Source organism: Geobacillus sp. FSL K6-3411 (assembly GCF_037965715.1).
GTDB lineage: Bacteria > Bacillota > Bacilli > Bacillales > Anoxybacillaceae > Geobacillus > Geobacillus thermodenitrificans.
In genome coordinates, this window is record NZ_CP150187.1 from 166,930 (window position 1) to 187,488 (window position 20,559).

Here is a 20,559-nt window from a genome sequence, read left to right on the forward strand (position 1 = left end):
ACTTTTTGCTCATTAATTTTGAACAGTTTCATCGCTGAAAATGGAAATTCTATGCTTCATGCGATAGCTGTCTCCGTTTAAATGAATCACCTCTGCCCGATGAATAATTCTATCTAATACGGCTGTAGTGATCGCTGGATCCCCCAGTAGTTCTCCCCATTCACTTGGTCCCTTGTTGGACGTTAAAATAATGGATGATTGATTGTACAAGTCATTGATCAAATGGAAAAACAAATTGGCTTCTCGTTGATCCATCGCCATAAACATGAGATCATCGATAATCACGAGGTTGGATTCTCTTAGACGCTGAAGACGAATTCGAGATTTGCGAGTGATTTCTTCTGTTTTTAACGCTTGAATCAACTCTCCCATGGTAATAAACGTCACTTTATACCCTTGATCAATCGCCTCCATCCCAAGTCCAATCGCTAAATGGGTTTTCCCTACACCTGGCGGTCCTAATAAAATTAAGTTAAAAAGTTGGTCTAACCATGCGAGTTCCCGCAATTGATGAAATTGCCGTTTTGTCAGTGATGGCTGTTCATCCAGCTGAAACTCGTCCAATGTCTTGTAATACGGGAAAGCTGCCCATTTTAGACGCCTTTCCCGTGCTTTTTTCTCCCGACAATCTTGTTCATACTGTAATACTATGGACAAAAAACGAAGATAGGTCATCTCGTTTGTTTCTGCTTGTTTCACTAGTACAGGCAGGTGAAAAGCCGTTTCTGTCAAACGCAACGTTCGCAATAACTCTTGTACTTTCGCCAGCTGGCTCATTTCGTTCTTCCCTCCAAAATCTCAATATATTCTTCGATGCTTCTGACAGCTGGTTGAGCTTCCAAAACCGAAAGGTTCCCCTCACGTAATGGTTGAATTCGGTTCACTGAAACGACTTTGTCGGAAGTGTTCCATCTATGTTGTCGTTGTAAGTAACCGACCATATCTGTAAATGCAGAGGCGCTATACAACTGTAATTCCATACATTTTTGCAGCGCTTGGCTGCACAGAGAGAGTGGAGATTGAGCCAGCTGCTTTTGAATGAGCTGTAATTGATCCCGTATATATCGTGGATAGTTTTTTCGTATACGTTCGAGATACTCCTTGGCCGCATCCGGATTTTCAAATTCATGGGCAATCCTCTCGAGATACACATCGATCCCTTTCGCTCGATCACGCAGATGATTCCGGTTTTGAATGAGTTTCCCTTTGCCGTGAGTGATCGGGTGTTTCCCTAAGTATTCCCCGGTTTCCAAATCATAGATCAGGAGTTCTTGTTCTGCCTCTTGAATGACGATTTGCACCGTTTTCCCAAACGATGTATAGGTTCCGCACGGAACCGTGTATCGATTGGATTTGTACAGAATGGTATTGTCCTTTCTCACCGTCCTTGTTATACTGTTGGTAAGGTTTGTTTTGGGGACACCAGTCACGTCCAATGATGGAGAGATCGGTCGTAAGTGTGCTTTTTCGAGTTCGAACACATCGGCCGGTCTCTTTTTTGTCGTATTATGAACTCTGCCGTTTCCTGTTCGGCGCAGCCAATTCCATCCTTGTTCATTCCATGCATCGATAGTAGTAAAGATCCGATGTTTGGCAAAGTTATGTTTGATAAATCCTACGACGTTTTCGATTTTCCCCTTACTTTCCGGATCTGCCTTTCGACATACATGAAGAGTCAAGTTTCGTTGTCTCCGATAGGCTTCAAATTCGGCCGTGAGAATGAGATCCCCGGCATTTTCGCTGACCACAATCAGGTTGTCCTGATCGTAAACCAGTTCGTTTGGGATTCCCCCAAACCATTGGAACGCATTCTCGTGCGCTTGGATGACATCTCTCGTCGTAAAAGGACGATTCAGCCACTCCATGTATTTATAACGGGAGTGCGAAAGAACAAAGGCGATAAAATATAACACGATATCCTTTCCTTGTTGATTTTTTACTTTGACTTTTCCAAAATCGACTTGCGCTTGGTGACCCATTGGTGGATCTGGCACTGCTTGATATTGGCGGACAGAAGTTTCTTTTGGGATGTTCCACTCCTCTCGTAAATTCCTCACATAGCTGCGGACCGTACTTTCTCCCACACGGAGATCGGGATATTGTTCCTCCAGCCAATCTTGTACTTGAGACGCTGATAGATCTGGATGCTTCTGAATCCAATGTAAAATAATCTCTCGGTAAGGGTCTAACTTTTTTCTTCGCTGCTTCGTAGAAGCCAGCCATATCGTCATTTCCTCTGGTGAACGTTTTAAATAGTTATATAATGTCGTTCTGGATATGTTTAATTTTTTAGCGATAGTGGCTTTACTAAATCCTTGCTTTAAGAGCTGATAAATTTCCATGTACACTTCCCACTTATCCACCTTTCCATCCCTCCAACAGCTAGATAGCATTCAACATCTATCATAGCTGTTCGGAGTAAAATTGGTAAATGAGTGTTCAATTTTATTTGTCGGATTCTGTCCATTTTAGTTTAGCAGTTACATATGGTTATTTAAGCAGAAACACCCGCACATTTTGCGGGTGTTTTGCTTACACCCATTTCTTTTTTAACTATCCCGAAAATTAGTATTTTCATCATTTGCTAGTGCCGTAAGCACGACATGGAGGTCTATCCTGAAAATGAATATTTTCATTATTCTGATGATGCCGCATAGATGCGGCATGGTTGTCTCCCAGGGAAGAACGAATGAACTTCCATCATCTGTGGTGAAGTTCGTTTCATGGTTGGCTAACGAAGCAGTTAGTCATAATAAACCGTTAATAAATTGATGAAGAAAAAGGTGTATCACTATTCGATACACCTTATTAAATCACTTAAAACATCCTTAATCCAATTGCCTTTCTAACTTCACTGATAACTTTTTGTGATGACTCTTTAGCTTTCATTCGTCCGTGTGCTAAAACATCATATACATAACTGTCTGACAATTTTTCTCTTCTTTCCCTAAACGGTTCAACGATTGAATTGATTGAATCGGATAGAATGGATTTACATTGTACACACCCTATAGTCGCATTACTGCATTGGAGCTGAATCTTTTCTAACATTTCCTTTTCAGTAAAATAAGTGTGTAAATGATAAACGTTGCACCCCTCTTTTGAAGGGTTACCTGCTTGATGTTTATAGATACGAGTGGGATCAGAATATGCCTTCTTTACTTTTCGTTGAATGGTTTCATTGTCATCTTTCATACTAATATAACTGTCGGCGTTATCTGATTTACTCATTTTCCCTTTCCCTGAAAGAGAAGGAATACGAACAGCATTTTCCATAATAGGTCTTGGTTCAGGAAAAATATCTCCATAGAGTTGGTTAAATCTACGTACAATTGTCCTTGCTATTTCCAAATGAACAAGTTGATCTTCGCCGACGGGCACAAATTTTCCTTTGTGTATAAGAATGTCTGCTGCCATCAAAACCGGATAACCTACTAATCCATAATTAACATTATCAGGGTGTTTTTTTGCTTTTTCTTTAAATGTTGGGCAACGTAATAAATCCCCTAATGGCATTACCATGCTTAAATAAGTATGCAATTCACATATTTCCTCTGCAATCGAGGATTGGACATAAAATGTAGATTTATTTGGATCGAGCCCTGCTGTCAAATAATCTTTAGCAATTTCCAAAACATTTCTCGTTAAATCATCTGGTTTAGGGTGAGTAGTTAGTGAATGAATATCACTGATAAAAAAGTATGAATTGTACTTTTCCTGTAATTCAAGGATATTCTTCATTGCACCATAGTAGTTACCCAAATGTAATTCTCCTGTAGGTCTTATTCCTGATATTAATATTTCCCTATTCATCAAAATCCCTCCATTTTGTTGTAGTTTTAATGTTTTGAATTGAAAAAGACGTCCACCAGCCGTCTTCCATGACTAATCACTCCTTTTAGACAACTAAATAAAAAGGCTTTCCATCCACTTGCCAAAGGACGGAAAGCCGCGGTGCCACCTTTGTTCGTTTGTAAAACAACAAACGCACTTTTAGGGTACGGAAACGTAAATTACGTTTCGATACCTTGTCTCTTTTAACGGTGAGACTCTCCGCCAAAACCTACTCTAAATTTCGGTCTGGTTGCTCCGAAGCCCATTCAACATGGTTTCCACACTGATTTGCACCAACCATCAGCTCTCTGAAGTGTCCGCCATGCCTACTATTCTTCATCATCACAAAGATATATGGAATTTTTTTATTTATTATAATCACACGGTAGAATGATTGCAATGTTTTTTTACTAAATTATACAAAAAATCAGTATTTTCATCATTGCTGGTGCCACATAGATGCGGCATGGTTGACTCCCATGGAAGAAAGAATTAACTTCCATCATCTGTGATGAAGCTCGCTTCATGGTTGGCTAACGGGTGCTTTGTTGAATAACCTACATTAAATATAAAAGAGATTGGAACGTTTTCTTGTAACGTTTTTCAAGCTCTTTTATTGATTTGAATTATACTGTGAATTCATTGTGAAAATTGTGCGATTTTACCTGTGACTCAACCTGCGTTTTACTGTTTTGCACCTGACAAGTGAGGTCAAGTCCAAATTATTGTGTAAATTCCCCTTTGATAGACAACATGGACCTGATGACTTGACGTATGGTAGGTAAGACCGGAAAGTCTCCCTGCCGGTCGCCTTCCCGGACAAATGATCATGTTGTCAAGGAACAGGCGTGTCAAGGAGCTTTCGCGGCATATCCTCGCTTCGCTCCGGTATTCCACGTTCTCCTTGACACGGCGTAGAGGTTATCCCACTCTCTTGATCGCCGGAGCCTCCTGATTCACCGATCGGACTCCTTGCTCTTTCGTTTTCCGCCACTGCCAATATTCAGCCATATCCAAGTATTTGCGCCCTGACATCCATTTTTCATCGATTTCGATCAACACGGCACCAACGAGGCGATACACCGATTCCCGGTTCGGAAAGATGCGGATGACCCGTTCTCTGCGGCGAATTTCTTCGTTCAGCCGTTCCACTCCGTTGGTCGTGCGCAGGCGCCGCCGGTAACGGTCCGGATAGTCCAATACGGCGGTGGCGTCTTCGAATCCCTCTTCGAGGATTTGCATGGCTTTTGGGGCTTTTTCTTCCCATTTGGCCAGCACTTGTTCCAATAACAGCCGGGCCGTTTGCTTATTTGGAGCATGAAGAATCCCACGAATCTCCTCGAGCAAGGCATCCTGCATATACTTTGGTGCGGCATCGAGGATATTGCGAATAAAATGTGTCTGGCATCGTTGCCATGTAGCGCCTTGGAAATGCTTTTCAATGGCTTGCACCAGCCCACCGTGCTGATCCGAGATGATCAAGTCCACTCCCCGGAGTCCCCGGTCTTTCAGCCATCCGAAGAACTCGCTCCAGCTGGACTCCGATTCACTGTTTCCGATTTGCAGGCCAAGAATTTCTCGATATCCTTCCTCATTCACTCCTGTAGCGATCAACACGGCTCTGGAGCGTACTCGTCCATCCTCCCGGACTTTCGTATAAATAGCATCTACTAGCACAAACGGATACACGTGTTCATGAAGGGAACGATAATTCCAGTCTTGGATAATCGGATCCAGTCCCTTGCACAGTGAGGAGACCGTGGACTTGGAAAACGAAGTGCCGCATAATTCCTCCGTGATTTGAGTGATTTTTCGGGTAGACACCCCGTTTACCACCATTTCCATTAGTGCCAGTACCAGTGCTTGTTCGCTCCGTTGATACCGTTGGAACAGTTCCGTAGAGAACTCCCCATCTCTTGTCCGTGGAACGCGCAAGGTCAACCGTCCCACCCGGGTCGTCAGCTGGCGTGGATACGAACCGTTTCGATAGCCTTTTCGTTCTTCCGTTCGTTCATAACGGCGAGCTCCCAGCTGTTCTTCTACTTGTGCCTCGAGGATTTGATTGAGGACTTGTTCCAATAGCTTAGCTAATCCCTCATCTCTGGTGAATAACCCGTGCAAAAGTTCATCATTTAGGGTAATATGATATTGAGCCATGGTTGCATTCCTCCTTATGTTTGGTGTTTTTGGTCCACTGTTTATTCTACCAAAGGGGAAGCAACATGGCTCTTTTTCTATTTCCCTTTTTACACAATTATATGGACTTAACTATTATCAGCAGAACGGAAAAGTCGAGAAGAAAACAGTAGGTGGGGGACGTCCAACACCCGGCTACTCTCTAACGGCAACTGGCGAAAAAGTGTCAGACGAACAAATCCAAGAATGGCTCTCTGAGCTTGTGATGGGAGAAGGATTTGCCTACGGATATCGAAAGCTGACCATTCAGTTAAGAAGAGACCATCAGCTTGTGATCAGTAAGAAAAAAGTATATCGATTGTGTAAAGCGATGGACTTACTACGTCCGCAGCGAGAGAAACGGATTCCATATCCGAAGAAACTCGCTCGAAATCGCATTATTACAGGCTCGAATCAGTTATGGGAAATGGACGTGAAATACGGATATATCGAAGGAGAAGAACGCTTTTTCTTTGTTTTGTCGCTCATCGATGTGTATGACCGTTCGGTAATTGATTACCATATTGGGTTGAGTTGTTCAGGAAGCGATGCCGTAAAGACGCTTCAAAGAGCGTTATTCAAGCGTCAGCAATTTGAACAGGCAAATAAACCTGTGATTCGGACAGACAACGGCCCGCAATTTATTTCTCATGCCTTTGAAGCTGCCTGTGAGCGATTTGGAATCGAACATGAACGGATTCCACCACGGACGCCGAATATGAATGCGCATATGGAAGCGTTTCATCGTTTACTGGAGGAGGAATGTCTAGGAAGAATGGCGTTTGACAGCTATGAAGAAGCTTATCAAGCCGTGATGGAGTACATGAAATTTTATAACGAGCGAAGGATTCATTCGAGTATTCTCGATCTTCCACCGCGTGAATTTTACAAAAAAGCGCAAACGGAATCGTTAATCATCAAAGAAGTTCGCGTATAAGGCAAGAGGATTTTGTCTTCTTGCCAAGAAAAAACGAGAAATTTTGAGAATAACCTAAAATTAAGATAGGATGTGTCCAAATTTAGGGGGTCAATCCGGTTAAGTGACAAAAAAGTTGTATACTGGACTCTTTAAAATGAGGGTGTCCCATTTTCTACTTTTGGGACACCCACTTTTTTTAAGGGGGATTCTTCCATCCACTTTTCCAATAAAGGATTATGCCATCTTTCGTTTTCTTGAAAACTTGTGTTCGTCCGCTGTATTGTAAGTTGTGAAATCTCCCTATGTTTCTTAAAAATGAAAAGCTAGACAGATATAATTAGCTTGGATAAAATGGAAAATAAGAACATCTACACAACTGAAAAACACGATTTTTATGGAAGGAGGAGTTCCATACATGGATGCCAAGGCGAAAAAAACGGCTTTACGTGGAATTACATACGGTTTATACATTGTCGGCACAAAAGATGAAAACGGTACTGCCAATGCTTTTGCGGGAAACTGGCTGACACAAACGTCTTTTAATCCTCCATTGGTAGCGGTTGCAGTGAAAGTAGGCACCCGTTCCCAAGAGCAAATTGCCAAAAGTGGCGTATTTAGCGTCAATATTTTGGAAACAGGCCAGAAGGATATGGTCACCGCTTTCTTTAAATCTTTAGAACCGGAAGGAAATAAGCTGGCAGGGTACGAATTCTATACCGAAGAAACAGGATGTCCGATTTTTAAAGATGCGCTCAGCTTCTTTGAGTGCAAAGTTGTCGAAAAAGTAGAAAAAGGCGATCACTATATTTATGTAGGCGAAGTCATTAATGCCGGTGTGCATCGGGAAGGAGATCCGCTGACACTGAAGGAAACCGGATTTTATTACGGAGGGTGATTGGGGTACTCCTAACGTACAAGACTGTTATAAGCGGTTGCGAAAGGAACGGATATAGAAACCACTGTATGGATGAGATGAAGCAGGCGGAAAAAGCCTGCTTCATCTTTAGCAATCGAACTAACGTTTAAAATTATGTTAATAAACAACGATAAAAGGAATAATGATCAGCTTGTTTTAGAAAACATCAATGAATCAATAATATATATCAAAGTTGCATACCTCTTTCATACATCTAAAGTTCATAGTACACCTTATTTATATGTGATAAATCAGTCAGAAGAAATCGAGATTAGTACAGGGATGAAAAATCCTAAAGAACTAAGTCTTATGTTAATTGATGGAAGATTTCAGAGCAACCACCTAAAAATACACGAAGGTAACCAATTAGTGATGCAGATCCCCCATTGTCTCCAAGAGTGAATGGAAAAATTAGTTTTTCAACAACAATCCTTTGACATCATACTTCTAAAAGAGAGGCCATTTCGCCAGACACTGTACATTTCATCACAAAACCGAGAATCATAATGATTTACCATTGTTAGAAATATACCAAAGCTGGTCATATCATGGTTGAACTTAAGAAACAACAAAAAAGCAATAGTGATGGTTGGGCGTAAATATTAAAGAATTTTCCGAATCATTTTTGGAAGCCTTGTTTATCGTCGGATAAAGATTATCAGATTCATTTGAACGAAATGGTTAACCTAATATTTCACATCGTATACTATTTTTCTTTTTAAAAGATGCTTATACATACATATAAGGAGCATTCCTGTTAGAAGTTTTTTCGGGGACTTGAATAAAAAAAGCCCTCTTGGTATGATTCGGGGGTGTCAATCGCACGAATTGACCCCTAATTTGGATACCAAGGAGGACTATACATGAATTCTATCTCAAACAAGAAGATTAATCAAGTCACCGATCAAACGCTGGTTGTTGGGATGGATATCGCAAAGAAAAAACATTATGCCTGCTTTGTGGATGAGCGAGGGAGGGTGTTAAAAAAGCCGTTTCCCGTTCTGCAATCGAGAGAAGGATTGGAATGGTTGTACCAGTGTATCGTAGAAGCCATGAAGGAATTTGGAAAAACCGAGGTGATCGTTGGCATCGAGCCAACGGGACATTATTGGCTGAATCTCGCCTATTTTCTTGATGAGAAAGGCATCCCTCTCGTCATGACAAACCCGATGCACGTGAAGCGATCGAAAGAGCTGGACGATAACCTTCCAACCAAGCATGATGCGAAAGATGCGCTCGTCATTGCCCGGTTAGTGAAAGACGGCCGATTCAGCTATCCGCGTATTCTGAAAGGGATGGAGGCGGAGCTGCGCGTTGGAGCGACATTTCGCTCCAAATTGGTGGAAGAACAGGGAGCAGTTCGAAATCAAATGATTCGCTGGCTTGATCGATATTTTCCGGAGTTTTCCCAAGTCTTCCCGTCATTTGGGAAAATGGCGCTCGCGGTGCTGGAATATACGCCATTTCCGAGTGATCTGGCAGGAAAAGAACTGGAAGAGGTGCTGGCCCTTTACCGGCAAAGTGAGGGATTACAATCGCCACAAAAACCGAAAGCGAAGAAGTTGATGGAATTGGCCCAACACTCCATTGGCGTAACGGAAGGACAACAGATGGCCCGTATCGAAATTGCCACGCTTGTCCGCCGGTACCGCCAACTGGAAGAAGAAATCGAGGCACTGACAGAGCAGCTGATCGAACTCGTACAGACATCGGTCGAGTACGAATGGTTGAAGACCGTTCCGGGCTTAGGCGATGCGACCATCGTAGAATTGTTATCAGAGATCGGGAGTTTCTCCCATTATCAGGATCCGCGGCAGCTTATCAAATTAGCGGGCCTGACGCTGCGGGAACATTCCTCCGGCCAACACAAAGGGCAAAAACGGATCTCGAAGCGTGGAAGAAGGCGGTTGCGCGCCCTCCTCTTCCGCGTGATGATGCCGATGATCCGCCACAACGAAGCGTTTCGGCAGCTGCACGACTATTACACGACACGTCCTGATAATCCGTTGCGGAAGAAGCAATCGATTGTGGTGTTATGCGGAAAATTATTGAAGGTATTGCACGCTGTATGTACGAAGCACCAAGCGTTCGATGCGAAGCGAATGATGCAGGACATCTTTGGCCTCGAAACGGCTGCTTGATGCCTATAGTCTCGATTCTCTAGACAACAAGGATGACACGGAGAAGCTGGCGCGATATCATCCATTCGACCTTGAGTCCCTAAAGGAGCTTAGCCGGCCTCTGCCTGATGACTAGACCGAACGAAGGAATGTAGGCACAAGGATGCCAAGAGACATGGGAGGGTTCGTCATCATCAGCGATGCAGAGATCCACGGTGCATCCCATACGCTTCCTCCACTACAACCAAATTTAACCAGTAGTGGCCGCGAAGCGTACCCAGTCAATGTAAGATATACACATATTTAAGAAATAATGTTAGAATCTTTGTCGAAAAATATTTTTTTGACACCCCTGAGACGGCTACAACCGTTGATATATCAACATTTATAGAGGGAGGGTTTTTATGAAGGATATCCGAATGACGGTGGTCCTTACGTTGTTGTTGCTATTGGTGCTAGTTGGCTGTGCCAAACCGAAAGTGGAGCAAACGGTAAAATTAGGTGGTGCGGTCAAAACAATCGGTGACCTAGTGGTGCTAAGCGGAAACAGCAATCTGCCAAAAGGCGCCGTCGTGCAAATTGTGATGAAAGAAATCGAGGGGGGCAAACAGGTACTCGAGGAAAAAGTAAACGTTGGGGAAGACGGAAGTTATTCATGGAGCGCGAAAAGACCGGAGCGAGCTAAGGAATATGAGCTGGATGTGATGTTTTTGCCAGAACTGCAGCCGAAGCACGTAAAAGAGAAGTATGGTGAAAAGGGAGAGCTTATCAAAAAAGACTCGTCGGGCAGAGTAGAATATCAAACAGACGGACAAACCTATGTAGGAATTAAAATGTATGACCGCATCTTGAAAATAGGCGATGGAATGGGAGGACAGCAATCCATGTTAGCAGAAACATTGCCTCCCCCGGCACCATCTTATTAAAATGCAAGCACTGGCAGCTTACAGCCGAAAGGAACATCAAGCAATCGGTTGCCCATGCTCCGAAGGAGGGGGATCAGCCTTATGAAGAAATGGAAACTCGCCTTGACGGTGCTGGCGGATTTGTTGCTTACCATTTTCACGATTATGGCGATTATCGCGTTTGCGCAAAGCTATTCCTTGTTTCCGAGCCCGCAAATGGTCACGGTATTTTGGCAGCAATTTCAGCAGCTGTTTTGGAGCTTTTTTTCTATTCGTGATATAACGGTTTCGCTCTCGCAATGGCACAATGCTCCCCTGCTCTCAACGATGATGGAGCCGTATGCCTATTCCCTTATTATTTTATGGGGGGCGCTGGCTGTTTCCTTCCTTATAGCCGTTACGGGAGCCTACATCTGCTTTTTGCTTCCGCGTCCGCTGCAAAAAATGGTGAAAGGAATCGCGTTTTTTCTTGAGTCGATCCCCGATGTTATTTTTATTTTTTCTACGCAACTGTTTGTCATCTGGGTGTTTAAAAAGACAGATTTGCTTATTGTCAATCCTGTTGCCGGTTTTGACAATGTATACGTGCTGCCGATTGTCATGATTTCCATTTTGCCTTCCATTCTGCTGTTCCAAATGACATTTCTTGCGTTTACGGAGGAAAAAGACAAGCCATACGTCGAATATGCGCTAGCGAAAGGATTGTCAAAAACGGCAGTGCTATGGCGCCATATGTTCCGCAACGCGCTGATCACCGTGTTTTCTAACGTCCAATATTTGTTTTGGTTTATGCTGTCGAACTTGTTAGTGGCGGAATATTTGTTTAATATGCATGGATTTTTCCGGTTTTTGTATGAGCAGCGCCATACGCCGGAAGTAGTGGCTATCGGTCTTGCCATGCTGTTTTTGCCGTTTTACATCATTGATGTGGCCGGGAAACGAGTGATTGCTTATTTGACGGGAATCGAGAGGGGGGTAGCGTGATGCGCGCATTCCGCAACGTTTATTTTACGACAGGGTTTATCATCGCGGCCGGTCTATTGCTGGCCAGTTTTTTATATTCTTATTGGCTGAAAGACATCATTCCACAGCCGCCGGAGCGGATCTACAATGAGGCTGGGCGGCTCGTTGACGTTCCTCCGTACCCGCCGAGCTGGGTCCATCCATTTGGCGTCGATCGCCAAGGCGAAGATGTGTTTTGGAAGGTCATCGATGGGGCGAAATATACGATTTTCACCGCATTGGCGGTCAGTTTGCTGCGGCTGGCGTTCGGGACGGTCGGCGGAATCATGTATGCTTTTTATTTACAGAAATTTCGTTTTATTGCCGAGTCCATCGTCCGCGCCTTTCGGTTTGTGCCGGCGATATTTTTAACGATGCTCTTTTTTGCTTTCATTCCATTGGAGGAGCAAGGAGCTGGAATGGGAGTGTTGATAAAACAACTATTGGTGCTTGCGGCTGTTGCGCTTCCGCCGTTAATGCTGGTCATCGGCAATGATATCGCTGTCTTTTTGCAAAATGAATTTGTCGTTTCTTCCCGGCTGATGGGAGCTGATAACGTTTGGCTCATCCGCAAGCACGTTCTCCCGTATATGCGGCCGCGGCTGTTTTTGCTGTTTACCCAGCAGACTGTGCAGTCGCTCTTGCTGCTTGTGCATCTCGGGGCGTTTCAAATATTGCTAGGAGGCGTAAAAGTTATATACGATTCCGATGGGTTGGGCCCTCCCGAGAAGGTGGCGTTCTCCCTTTCGAATGAATGGTCCGGCTTGATCGGTCTTTCCTATCGGGAAATGATGCTTGACCAATGGATTGTTGTCGGGCCGTGTGTGGCCTTTATCGTTGCGATTTTTGCCTTCAAATTAATGGGGAAAGGGTTAGAGCAAGTAATTGCTGGAAAAGGAAAACGGAAGCAGCGGAAAAAGCAATGGAGTTCATCGGGAAAACCTGCTTCTTTTCCGCCGCAGCAGAGCGACTTTGAATTTGTACTTTATAAATAAGCTATCCTGAAAATAAGTGATATGCAAAGGATATAAACTTGATAGTATGGGCAATACAGTTGATTTTAACAGAATATCCGAAAGAAGCCTTCCACCTCAAGGAATGTGAAGGGCGACAGCCCAGTAAGTAGTGGGAGATGAATTTCGGTTGGCGATAGCCAACGAATATGATAGTCTGGTTCGAACGGATACCTTCGAAGCGAAGGAAGCATAAAGGGTTCTTGTGTGTGGCTTACTGTTCAGCGAGCACGCATAAGTCGCTTGAAGCCTCCACCTCTAAACGAAGCGTAGGAGGTGGGTAGTTTACTACCATTCGGTATATTTTTAGACATAGGTAGGGATATTCCTTTCTCTGGAATGTGTTTTGGTATAAATGCTAGTTTAAGAATGTACAAAAGTGATTGGATAAGAATGTACAATTTTGATTTTAACATGCATACTGATTTCGAGGTGAAATGGTGTGCATGTAAATTTGAAAATCACAACAGAGATTGAAATTCATAGTTTATCAGATTTGCCAAAATTTAAAACCCTTATGGAGAGTTTGGGAATGAAAATTAATAAGAGTCAATTAGCACGAGATCTCAATGTAGATAGGAGGACGATTGATAAATATTTGAATGGTCTTATCCCAAAAAAGACACGAAAAAGAGGGTCTAAGATTGATAAATACTACGATGTGATTTCTCAATTGCTTTCAAAAGAATCGAAACAAATTTTTTATTATAAACGGGTTCTTTGGCAGTACTTGAAAGACAATCACGGCTTAGAATGTTCCCAATCAGCCTTTCGGGCCTATATTTCTCGGAAACCAGAGTTTCAAGCATATTTTTCTGAGGGTAAACGGACAAAACCGGTTGGTCAGGTCGTTCGTTATGAAACGGAACCTGGAGAACAAGCGCAATTTGATTGGAAAGAAAATATTCGATACGTAACGAAAGAAGGGGAAATATTAAACGTTAATATAGGGGTATTTCTTCTGTCTCATTCACGATTTCGAACTTTTTTATTAACACTTTCAAAATCGCAGAGTGTGTTGATGTCCTTTTTGATGGAGACGTTTGAAAAGATTGGAGGCGTGCCGAAAACCATTGTCTTTGACAATATGAAGACCGTCATGGATGAAGCGAGAACGGAGTATTCGAAAGGGGTGGTCAATGAACGGTTTGATCAATTTGCCAAAGATTGCGGATTTGACATTCATCCGTGTAAAGCCGGTAGGCCTTATACCAAAGGGAAAGTGGAAGCCACGATGAAGCTAATCGATGAAATTCATGCCTATCAAGGTCAATTTTCATATGAGGAACTTCAGAATTTTGTTCAATCCCTTTGTGAACGGATCAATCATAGCTATCATCAAGGAACGGGAAAAATCCCTATCTTAGCCTTTGAACAAGAAAAGAATCTCTTACAACCCCTGCCAAGGAATGAAATAAGAGATTCTTACAAAATCAAACATACACTTGTAAAAGTCAATTCAGCGGGAATGGTTACCTATAAAGGGAATCAATATTCCGTCCCTGCTGAATACAAAGGAAAAACAGTTGGATTACAAGTGTATGATGACCATATTTACGTTTATTATAACATGCATTTGATTACTCAACATAGGATTAGTTCAATAAAACTGAATTATAAACAAGAACATTACATCGAAATCTTGTCGAGGGGATTACCTCATCACCCGGATATTGATGAGCTAGCCAAGAAGAATTTACTTGCGATTCATGAGGTGTATAAAAATGAATAGTAGTTATCAACAATTAATTCAAAACTTAGAGTATCTCAAGTTAAAACAAATGATTTGTCACCTGAATGAAACCATTGATTTTAGTACGAAAAATCAGCTGTCGTTCGTTGATACACTAGTAAAATTAACGAATTATGAAATTGATATGCGTGAAAGAAATATGATTAACTCGATGGTTAAGGTGGGGGCTTTCCCTCACCTAAAGGAATTAAAAGATTTCGATTTTGACTTTCAGCCTTCAATCAATAAACAACAGATTCTAGATTTTACGACATTACGGTTTATTGAAGAGAATGAAAATATTGTTTTTTTAGGTCCAAGTGGCGTTGGAAAAACCCACTTGGCGACTGCGATTGGAATCGCAGCTGCCAAAAAGCGGACAAGTACGTATTTCATTAAATGTCACGAACTGATTTTACAATTGAAGAAAGCGAAAATGGAAAATCGTTTAGACAATCGTTTAAAACATTATGGAAAATACAAGCTATTAATCATTGATGAGATTGGCTATTTGCCGATTGACAGAGAAGATGCAAAATTGTTTTTCCAGTTGATTGATTTACGGTATGAAAAGAAAAGCACGATATTTACTACCAATGCCAATTTTAAGGATTGGGGGGAGGTATTTCAAGATTCAAAGCTAGCCAATGCCATCCTAGATCGTATTTTACATCACGCGACCGTGATTAATATTGTAGGGGATTCATATCGAATAAAAAATCACTTAGAAAGAGAAAAAGAAAACGAGTAAAAATGTACATTCTTAAACAGTCAAAAGTGTACATGTTTATCTTGACATTTACAGTTTTGGTCCAAATCAGAGAATGCCCTGCCTTTTTTCTTTTGTTCTAGCATATTCTTTATCCATCATCTTTCTTGTATTGGGGAAATTGTCTATTTATAAATCTGGAATGTATCCATGTGCAGCAAACAGAAAATCACATATAATTCAATTGATAATAATTATCATTTTTATTAATTTTGTTTTATAAGGGTATTAGATGAATAAAAGGTAATATAATCCTATTAGGCTGATTGACATAATGAAATTACCGATTCATGCTAACACCATTATCTATAGAATAGGGCCAATGTAGCGTTTGTTTGAAATGTATTGACAGGAAGATTCTGTCTATGTAGCATAGTTAGTGAATTGTTTTTTGATAATGATAATCATTATCGGAAATGATGGTGGCCACTCCTATTTGTTTGGTTTCAAGTAACAATGTTCAATGCGGTTAGCTGAAATCAGCAAAGATAATCGGAAGGCTTGCTTCGTTGGTTGTCATCCATTGACCCATGAGTAAGAAAGGAGTGAAAAGAATGGATCAATGGGGAATAGCGGGAAAAGTGGCTCTTGTTACCGGCGCTGCCCAAGGAATTGGGGAGGCGGTAGTAAGGGCTTTTGTTAAGCATGGAGCACTAGTTGCGGCTGTTGACCGAAACGGTGGGCGGTTAGATGCTCTTGTTTCTGAATTACAAGGACAAGGGTATCGGGTGCAATCGTTTTTAGCTGATGTAGCGAATCGCACGCAAGTGGATGAAGTAGTGGAGAAAGTGGAGCATAGTTTAGGTCCAATCGAGATTTTAGTTAATGTTGCCGGCATTTTGCGGACAGGGCCTGTCAGCAGCTTGGCGGATCAAGATTGGGAAGAGGTATTCAAGGTTAATGCGACCGGTGTTTTTTATGTGTCTCGTGCAGTGAGCCAGCGTATGATTCCTCGGCGCTCAGGCGCGATTGTCACAGTAAGCTCAAACGCAGCGACGACACCACGGATGTCAATGGCTGCTTATGCAGCATCAAAAGCGGCCGCAACGATGTTTACGAAATGTCTTGGTTTAGAGTTAGCTCCTTATCACATTCGCTGCAACGTCGTTTCTCCTGGTTCGACTGAAACGGATATGCAGCGAGCGATGTGGACAGATGACAATGGGGCCAATAAAGTGATCGCTGGCTCATTAGAGGAATACCGCCTTGGCATTCCTTTGAAAAAGCTGGCACAGCCTTCAGATATTGCTGATGCGGTTCTATTCCTTGCTTCTGAGCAATCACGCCATATTACACTGCATGATCTCAGAGTAGATGGAGGCGCTACGTTGGATTCATAACATTCCATGGAGGGAACGACGGATGCAAACCAAAACAATGAATCGTGCTACCGCTGAACAGCTGCTCGCTGAATATAAAGCGGGGACATCGTTTTTTCTAGCTTCGCCGCGTCACACTCTGTTAGCCCAAGGAATGGCTGCGGTGGTGCCAACGACTGGCTATGAGAATGAAAAAGCACAAATAATTGATCATATCAAACAAGTGTTAAAAAGGGTAAAACAGCAGGGAATTAGCAATCATCCTATAGCTGTGGGCGCCATTCCTTTTGACCATTTGTATCCCGCTCAATTGGTGGTTCCTTCAGAAGTGGAATGGGCCGGTCCTCTGTCCTTTGGTCAATGGAAGGTGCCGATTGAACAACAGGTAGATCAAGAATATGAGGTAACCCCCATTCCGTCACCAGAGGGTTATAAGGATGCGGTGGAACAAGGATTGCAGCGCATCAAAGCAGGGGATCTTCGCAAAATTGTTTTATCAAGATCCCTTCAGCTGACTTCAGCCCAAAAGGTTGATATTCCGCGGCTTTTGCGGCAGCTGGCTGTACATAATCCAACAGGCTATACATTTGCCATGGCCTTGCCAGATCGAGTTGGACGTACTGATGAAGTAACCCACGAAATCACAGGGAATCGCACGCTTGTTGGAGCAAGCCCGGAGCTGCTTGTTGCCAAATCTGGTATGCAGGTGATCGCGAATCCATTAGCAGGTTCAGCGCCTCGCAGCAACGATCCAGAGGAAGATCGGCGACGCGCTCAGGAGCTTCTGTCTTCAGAGAAAAATCGCCATGAGCACGCAGTTGTCATCGAAGCAGTAGCAAATGCGCTCAGACCGTTTTGCAAGACATTGGATGTGCCGGAAGAGCCTTCGCTCATTCATACAGAAACGATGTGGCATTTATCCACGGTTATTCGTGGCGAACTGTCTTCATCGTCGATTACTTCGCTTGATTTGGCGTTTGCGCTTCATCCGACCCCAGCGGTTTGCGGGACACCGACACCCGTAGCGAAGCAGGCCATTCAAGAGATTGAACCGTTTGAACGCGGCTTTTTTACCGGAATGGTAGGATGGTGCAACGAAGAGGGAGATGGAGAATGGATCGTGACAATTCGTTGTGCCGAAATTGAAGATCGTACCCTTCGTTTGTTTGCCGGTGCTGGTGTTGTAGAAGGATCGAAGCCGGAGGAAGAATTGGCGGAAACATCGGCTAAGTTTCGCACCATGTTGTTAGCGATGGGATTACATGACGACATTCTGAAGTAAAGTATGGAGGAGAAAGCCATGTTAAGCGGATGCGTTGCGTGGCCAAAAGAATTGGCAGATTTTTATCGTAAGGAAGGATGCTGGGCTGGTGAAACGTTCGGCGGTATGTTGCGGCAACGAGCCATGAAACATGGTGAACGGATTGCCGCCACCTCTCGAAAAAGAAAGCTTACATATCAAGAGCTTGATCAGCGAGCCGATCAGCTTGCGGCGGGATTTTATCAGATGGGGATTCGCCCGAAGGATCGCGTGGTTCTTCAATTGCCTAATCAAGTAGAATTTTTTGAAGTATGTTTTGCCTTATTCCGATTGGGTGCACTCCCTGTCTTTGCCTTGCCTTCCCATCGATTCAGTGAAATTCGCTATTTTTGTGAGTTTAGTGAAGCGGTTGCCTATATTATTGCTGATCAGCATGCGGGATTTGATTTTCGAGCACTTGCCCGGCAGGTAAAGAAAGCTGTTCCAACGTTGAAGCATGTCATTGTCGCAGGAGAAGCAGAAGAGTTTCGATCATTAGAAGACTTGTTTATCGAGCCAATGGAGCTCCCTATTGTCCGTTCTAGCGATGTTGCGTTCTTTCAATTGTCGGGCGGCAGTACAGGGTTATCAAAAATGATTCCGCGCACTCATGATGATTATATTTACAGTTTGCGCATGAGTGCGGAAATTTGCCGGTTAAATCAAGACAGCATCTACCTTGCTGTTCTGCCAATGGCTCATAACTTCCCGCTTAGCTCACCAGGAGTGCTAGGAACGTTGTATGCTGGCGGAAAAGTGGTGTTATCGGAAAGCCCTAGCCCAGATGAAGCGTTTCCTCTGATTCAACAGGAGGAGGTCACCATTACGGCGCTTGTGCCGCCACTCGTTTGGATTTGGCTTGATGCCGCGTCTTCGCGGCAATATGATTTATCAAGCTTACAAGTATTGCAGGTCGGCGGCGCTAAATTTAGTGCAGAGGTGGCCAAAAGAGTCCAGCCTGTGTTGGGTTGCAAACTGCAGCAAGTATACGGCATGGCTGAAGGGCTCGTGAATTATACGAGATTAGACGATCCAGAGGAAATTGTGATTCATACGCAAGGAAAGCCGATGTCACCATACGATGAAATCCGAATTGTTGATGAGGAAGACCGCGAAGTGGAGCCGGGAGAGGTGGGGGAACTGCTAACAAGGGGACCTTATACGATCCGCGGCTATTACAAAGCGGAGGAGTATAATGCAAAAGCGTTTACTTCTGATGGATTTTACCGAACAGGTGATTTAGTGCGAATGACTCCGTCCGGTTACTTGGTGGTAGAAGGACGCGTAAAAGATCAGATTAACCGGGGCGGTGAAAAAATCGCTGCTGAGGAAATGGAACATCACCTTCTTGCTCATCCTGCGGTGCGTGATGCGGCGATTGTCTCTATGCCTGATGAATTTCTTGGTGAACGGTCATGCGCGTTTATTATTCCGCGTGATGCGTCCTTGAAAGCGACCGAATTGAGAGCATTTTTGCGCGAACGTGGGGTAGCTGCCTTTAAAATACCGGATCGAATTGAGTTTGTTGATTCATTTCCAAAGACACCTGTTGGAAAAATTAACAAAAGAGAATTGCGCAAAATGATTGCCGAAAAGCTGCAAGCATCTCAAAACACAACGGTATAACGCTGAGAAAGGAAGTGGTCATATGGGCATTCCAGCTATTCCAGCTTATCCAATGCCTTCGTTGTCAGAATTACCAAAAAATAAAGTGTTATGGAAACTTGACCCTAAGCGGGCTGTTTTATTGATCCATGATATGCAAAATTATTTTCTTGACGCTTTTACTCCCAATGCGTCTCCTTTAGTAGAGCTTGTAAGCCATATTCAACAGATTAAACGGGAATGCAAAAAGTTAGGAATACCTGTCGTTTACTCGGCACAGCCAGGAGGGCAAACTCCGGAAGAGCGCGGATTGCTTCAAGATTTTTGGGGAAAGGGCATTGCCGACGATTCTTATCAAAAAGGCATTATTGATGATCTAGCGCCAGATGACGACGATATCGTTCTGACCAAATGGCGGTATAGCGCATTCAAAAAGACGCCCCTTTCTGAAATCTTAAAAGAACAAGGGAGAGATCAGTTAATTATTTGCGGAGTTTACGCTCATATTGGCTGCTTATTAACAGCTAGTGATGCTTTTATGCAAGATATCCAAGTCTTTTTTATCGCCGATGCAGTGGCTGATTTTTCGCGTGAACATCACCAAATGGCGATCCAGTATGCGGCCAGTCGTTGCGCATTTACCATGTCTACGCAGCAGCTTCTTGATGTGTTAAAAAGAACGCAAAATCCGTTGCCACTCAGCTTAGAAGATGTACGGCGCCAAGTAGCCGAGCTTCTGCAAGCAGAAGCAGCTGATCTTTCCGATCAAGAGAATTTAATCGACAGAGGATTGGACTCCATTCGCATAATGAGTTTGGTAGAAAAATGGAGAAGAGCAGGAGCAAAAGTGACCTTTGCGGATCTTGCTGCGCGGCCAACTCTTTCCGATTGGTGGAATTTATTATATTTTCCACGAGAAAAGGTGCTATCGAATCAAGATGCGTAGTATA

At 43.3% G+C, this 20,559-nt stretch carries 16 protein-coding genes and 1 other annotated feature; of the genes, 12 read left to right on the top strand and 4 right to left on the bottom strand.

Going from position 1 to position 20,559, the window contains the following annotated elements; translation table 11 throughout:
• Window positions 1-12 precede the first annotated feature (12 nt).
• From istB (NSQ22_RS00960) to NSQ22_RS00975, 4 genes are all read right to left on the bottom strand, one after another.
• The gene (gene istB / locus NSQ22_RS00960; protein ID WP_081157650.1) at window positions 13-777 is read right to left on the bottom strand and encodes an IS21-like element helper ATPase IstB; all 765 of its coding nucleotides are present in this window, start codon (window positions 775-777) and stop codon (window positions 13-15) included.
• Window positions 774-2,363 (bottom strand): IS21 family transposase, encoded by a 1,590-nt coding sequence (istA, locus tag NSQ22_RS00965; protein WP_311088183.1) that lies wholly within the window; start codon window positions 2,361-2,363, stop codon window positions 774-776. Before istA (NSQ22_RS00965) ends, istB (NSQ22_RS00960) begins: the two co-directional genes overlap by 4 nt.
• A gap of 454 nt (window positions 2,364-2,817) precedes the next feature.
• Entirely contained in the window at window positions 2,818-3,813 is a 996-nt protein-coding gene (gene trpS / locus NSQ22_RS00970) for a tryptophan--tRNA ligase (RefSeq protein ID WP_339264044.1), read from the bottom strand.
• A 121-nt stretch (window positions 3,814-3,934) separates the two neighbouring features.
• Window positions 3,935-4,186, bottom strand: a binding site (T-box leader).
• Window positions 4,187-4,755: 569 nt separating this feature from the next.
• Entirely contained in the window at window positions 4,756-5,991 is a 1,236-nt protein-coding gene (locus NSQ22_RS00975) for an IS256 family transposase (RefSeq protein ID WP_031406929.1), read from the bottom strand.
• Window positions 5,992-6,007: 16 nt separating this feature from the next.
• Here NSQ22_RS00975 and NSQ22_RS00980 point away from each other — a divergent pair, with 16 nt between their 5' ends.
• The 12 genes from NSQ22_RS00980 (at window position 6,008) to NSQ22_RS01035 (ending at window position 20,555) form a co-directional block, all read left to right on the top strand.
• A complete protein-coding gene (locus tag NSQ22_RS00980) occupies window positions 6,008-6,946 on the top strand; it encodes an IS3 family transposase (RefSeq protein ID WP_339264046.1) in 939 nt (312 codons plus the stop codon).
• Between the two features lie 397 nt (window positions 6,947-7,343).
• A complete protein-coding gene (locus NSQ22_RS00985; RefSeq protein WP_011886640.1) occupies window positions 7,344-7,823 on the top strand; it encodes a flavin reductase family protein in 480 nt (159 codons plus the stop codon).
• Between the two features lie 884 nt (window positions 7,824-8,707).
• On the top strand, window positions 8,708-9,985 hold the full coding sequence (locus NSQ22_RS00990; protein ID WP_087959846.1) for an IS110 family transposase: 1,278 nt from the start codon (window positions 8,708-8,710) through the stop codon (window positions 9,983-9,985).
• A gap of 383 nt (window positions 9,986-10,368) precedes the next feature.
• Window positions 10,369-10,890, top strand: coding sequence for a hypothetical protein (locus NSQ22_RS00995; RefSeq protein ID WP_008881522.1), 522 nt, complete (start codon window positions 10,369-10,371; stop codon window positions 10,888-10,890).
• A gap of 81 nt (window positions 10,891-10,971) precedes the next feature.
• Window positions 10,972-11,853, top strand: a complete 882-nt coding sequence (locus tag NSQ22_RS01000) for an ABC transporter permease subunit (protein ID WP_069303957.1) — start codon at window positions 10,972-10,974, stop codon at window positions 11,851-11,853.
• Window positions 11,853-12,866 (top strand): ABC transporter permease subunit, encoded by a 1,014-nt coding sequence (locus NSQ22_RS01005; protein WP_008881520.1) that lies wholly within the window; start codon window positions 11,853-11,855, stop codon window positions 12,864-12,866. Before NSQ22_RS01000 ends, NSQ22_RS01005 begins: the two co-directional genes overlap by 1 nt.
• 460 nt (window positions 12,867-13,326) lie before the next feature.
• Entirely contained in the window at window positions 13,327-14,616 is a 1,290-nt protein-coding gene (gene istA / locus NSQ22_RS01010; RefSeq protein WP_087960193.1) for an IS21 family transposase, read from the top strand.
• On the top strand, window positions 14,609-15,367 hold the full coding sequence (gene istB, locus NSQ22_RS01015) for an IS21-like element helper ATPase IstB (protein WP_060476369.1): 759 nt from the start codon (window positions 14,609-14,611) through the stop codon (window positions 15,365-15,367). Before istA (NSQ22_RS01010) ends, istB (NSQ22_RS01015) begins: the two co-directional genes overlap by 8 nt.
• Before the next feature lie 572 nt (window positions 15,368-15,939).
• A complete protein-coding gene (locus NSQ22_RS01020; protein WP_029761586.1) occupies window positions 15,940-16,725 on the top strand; it encodes a 2,3-dihydro-2,3-dihydroxybenzoate dehydrogenase in 786 nt (261 codons plus the stop codon).
• Window positions 16,726-16,747: 22 nt separating this feature from the next.
• Window positions 16,748-17,986, top strand: a complete 1,239-nt coding sequence (dhbC, locus tag NSQ22_RS01025; RefSeq protein ID WP_029761585.1) for an isochorismate synthase DhbC — start codon at window positions 16,748-16,750, stop codon at window positions 17,984-17,986.
• Window positions 17,987-18,004: 18 nt separating this feature from the next.
• Entirely contained in the window at window positions 18,005-19,630 is a 1,626-nt protein-coding gene (locus NSQ22_RS01030; protein ID WP_081157218.1) for a (2,3-dihydroxybenzoyl)adenylate synthase, read from the top strand.
• 22 nt (window positions 19,631-19,652) lie between these two features.
• Window positions 19,653-20,555: an isochorismatase family protein gene (locus NSQ22_RS01035; protein WP_029761583.1), complete on the top strand. Its 903-nt coding sequence runs from the start codon at window positions 19,653-19,655 to the stop codon at window positions 20,553-20,555.
• The last annotated feature ends 4 nt before the right edge of the window (window positions 20,556-20,559 follow it).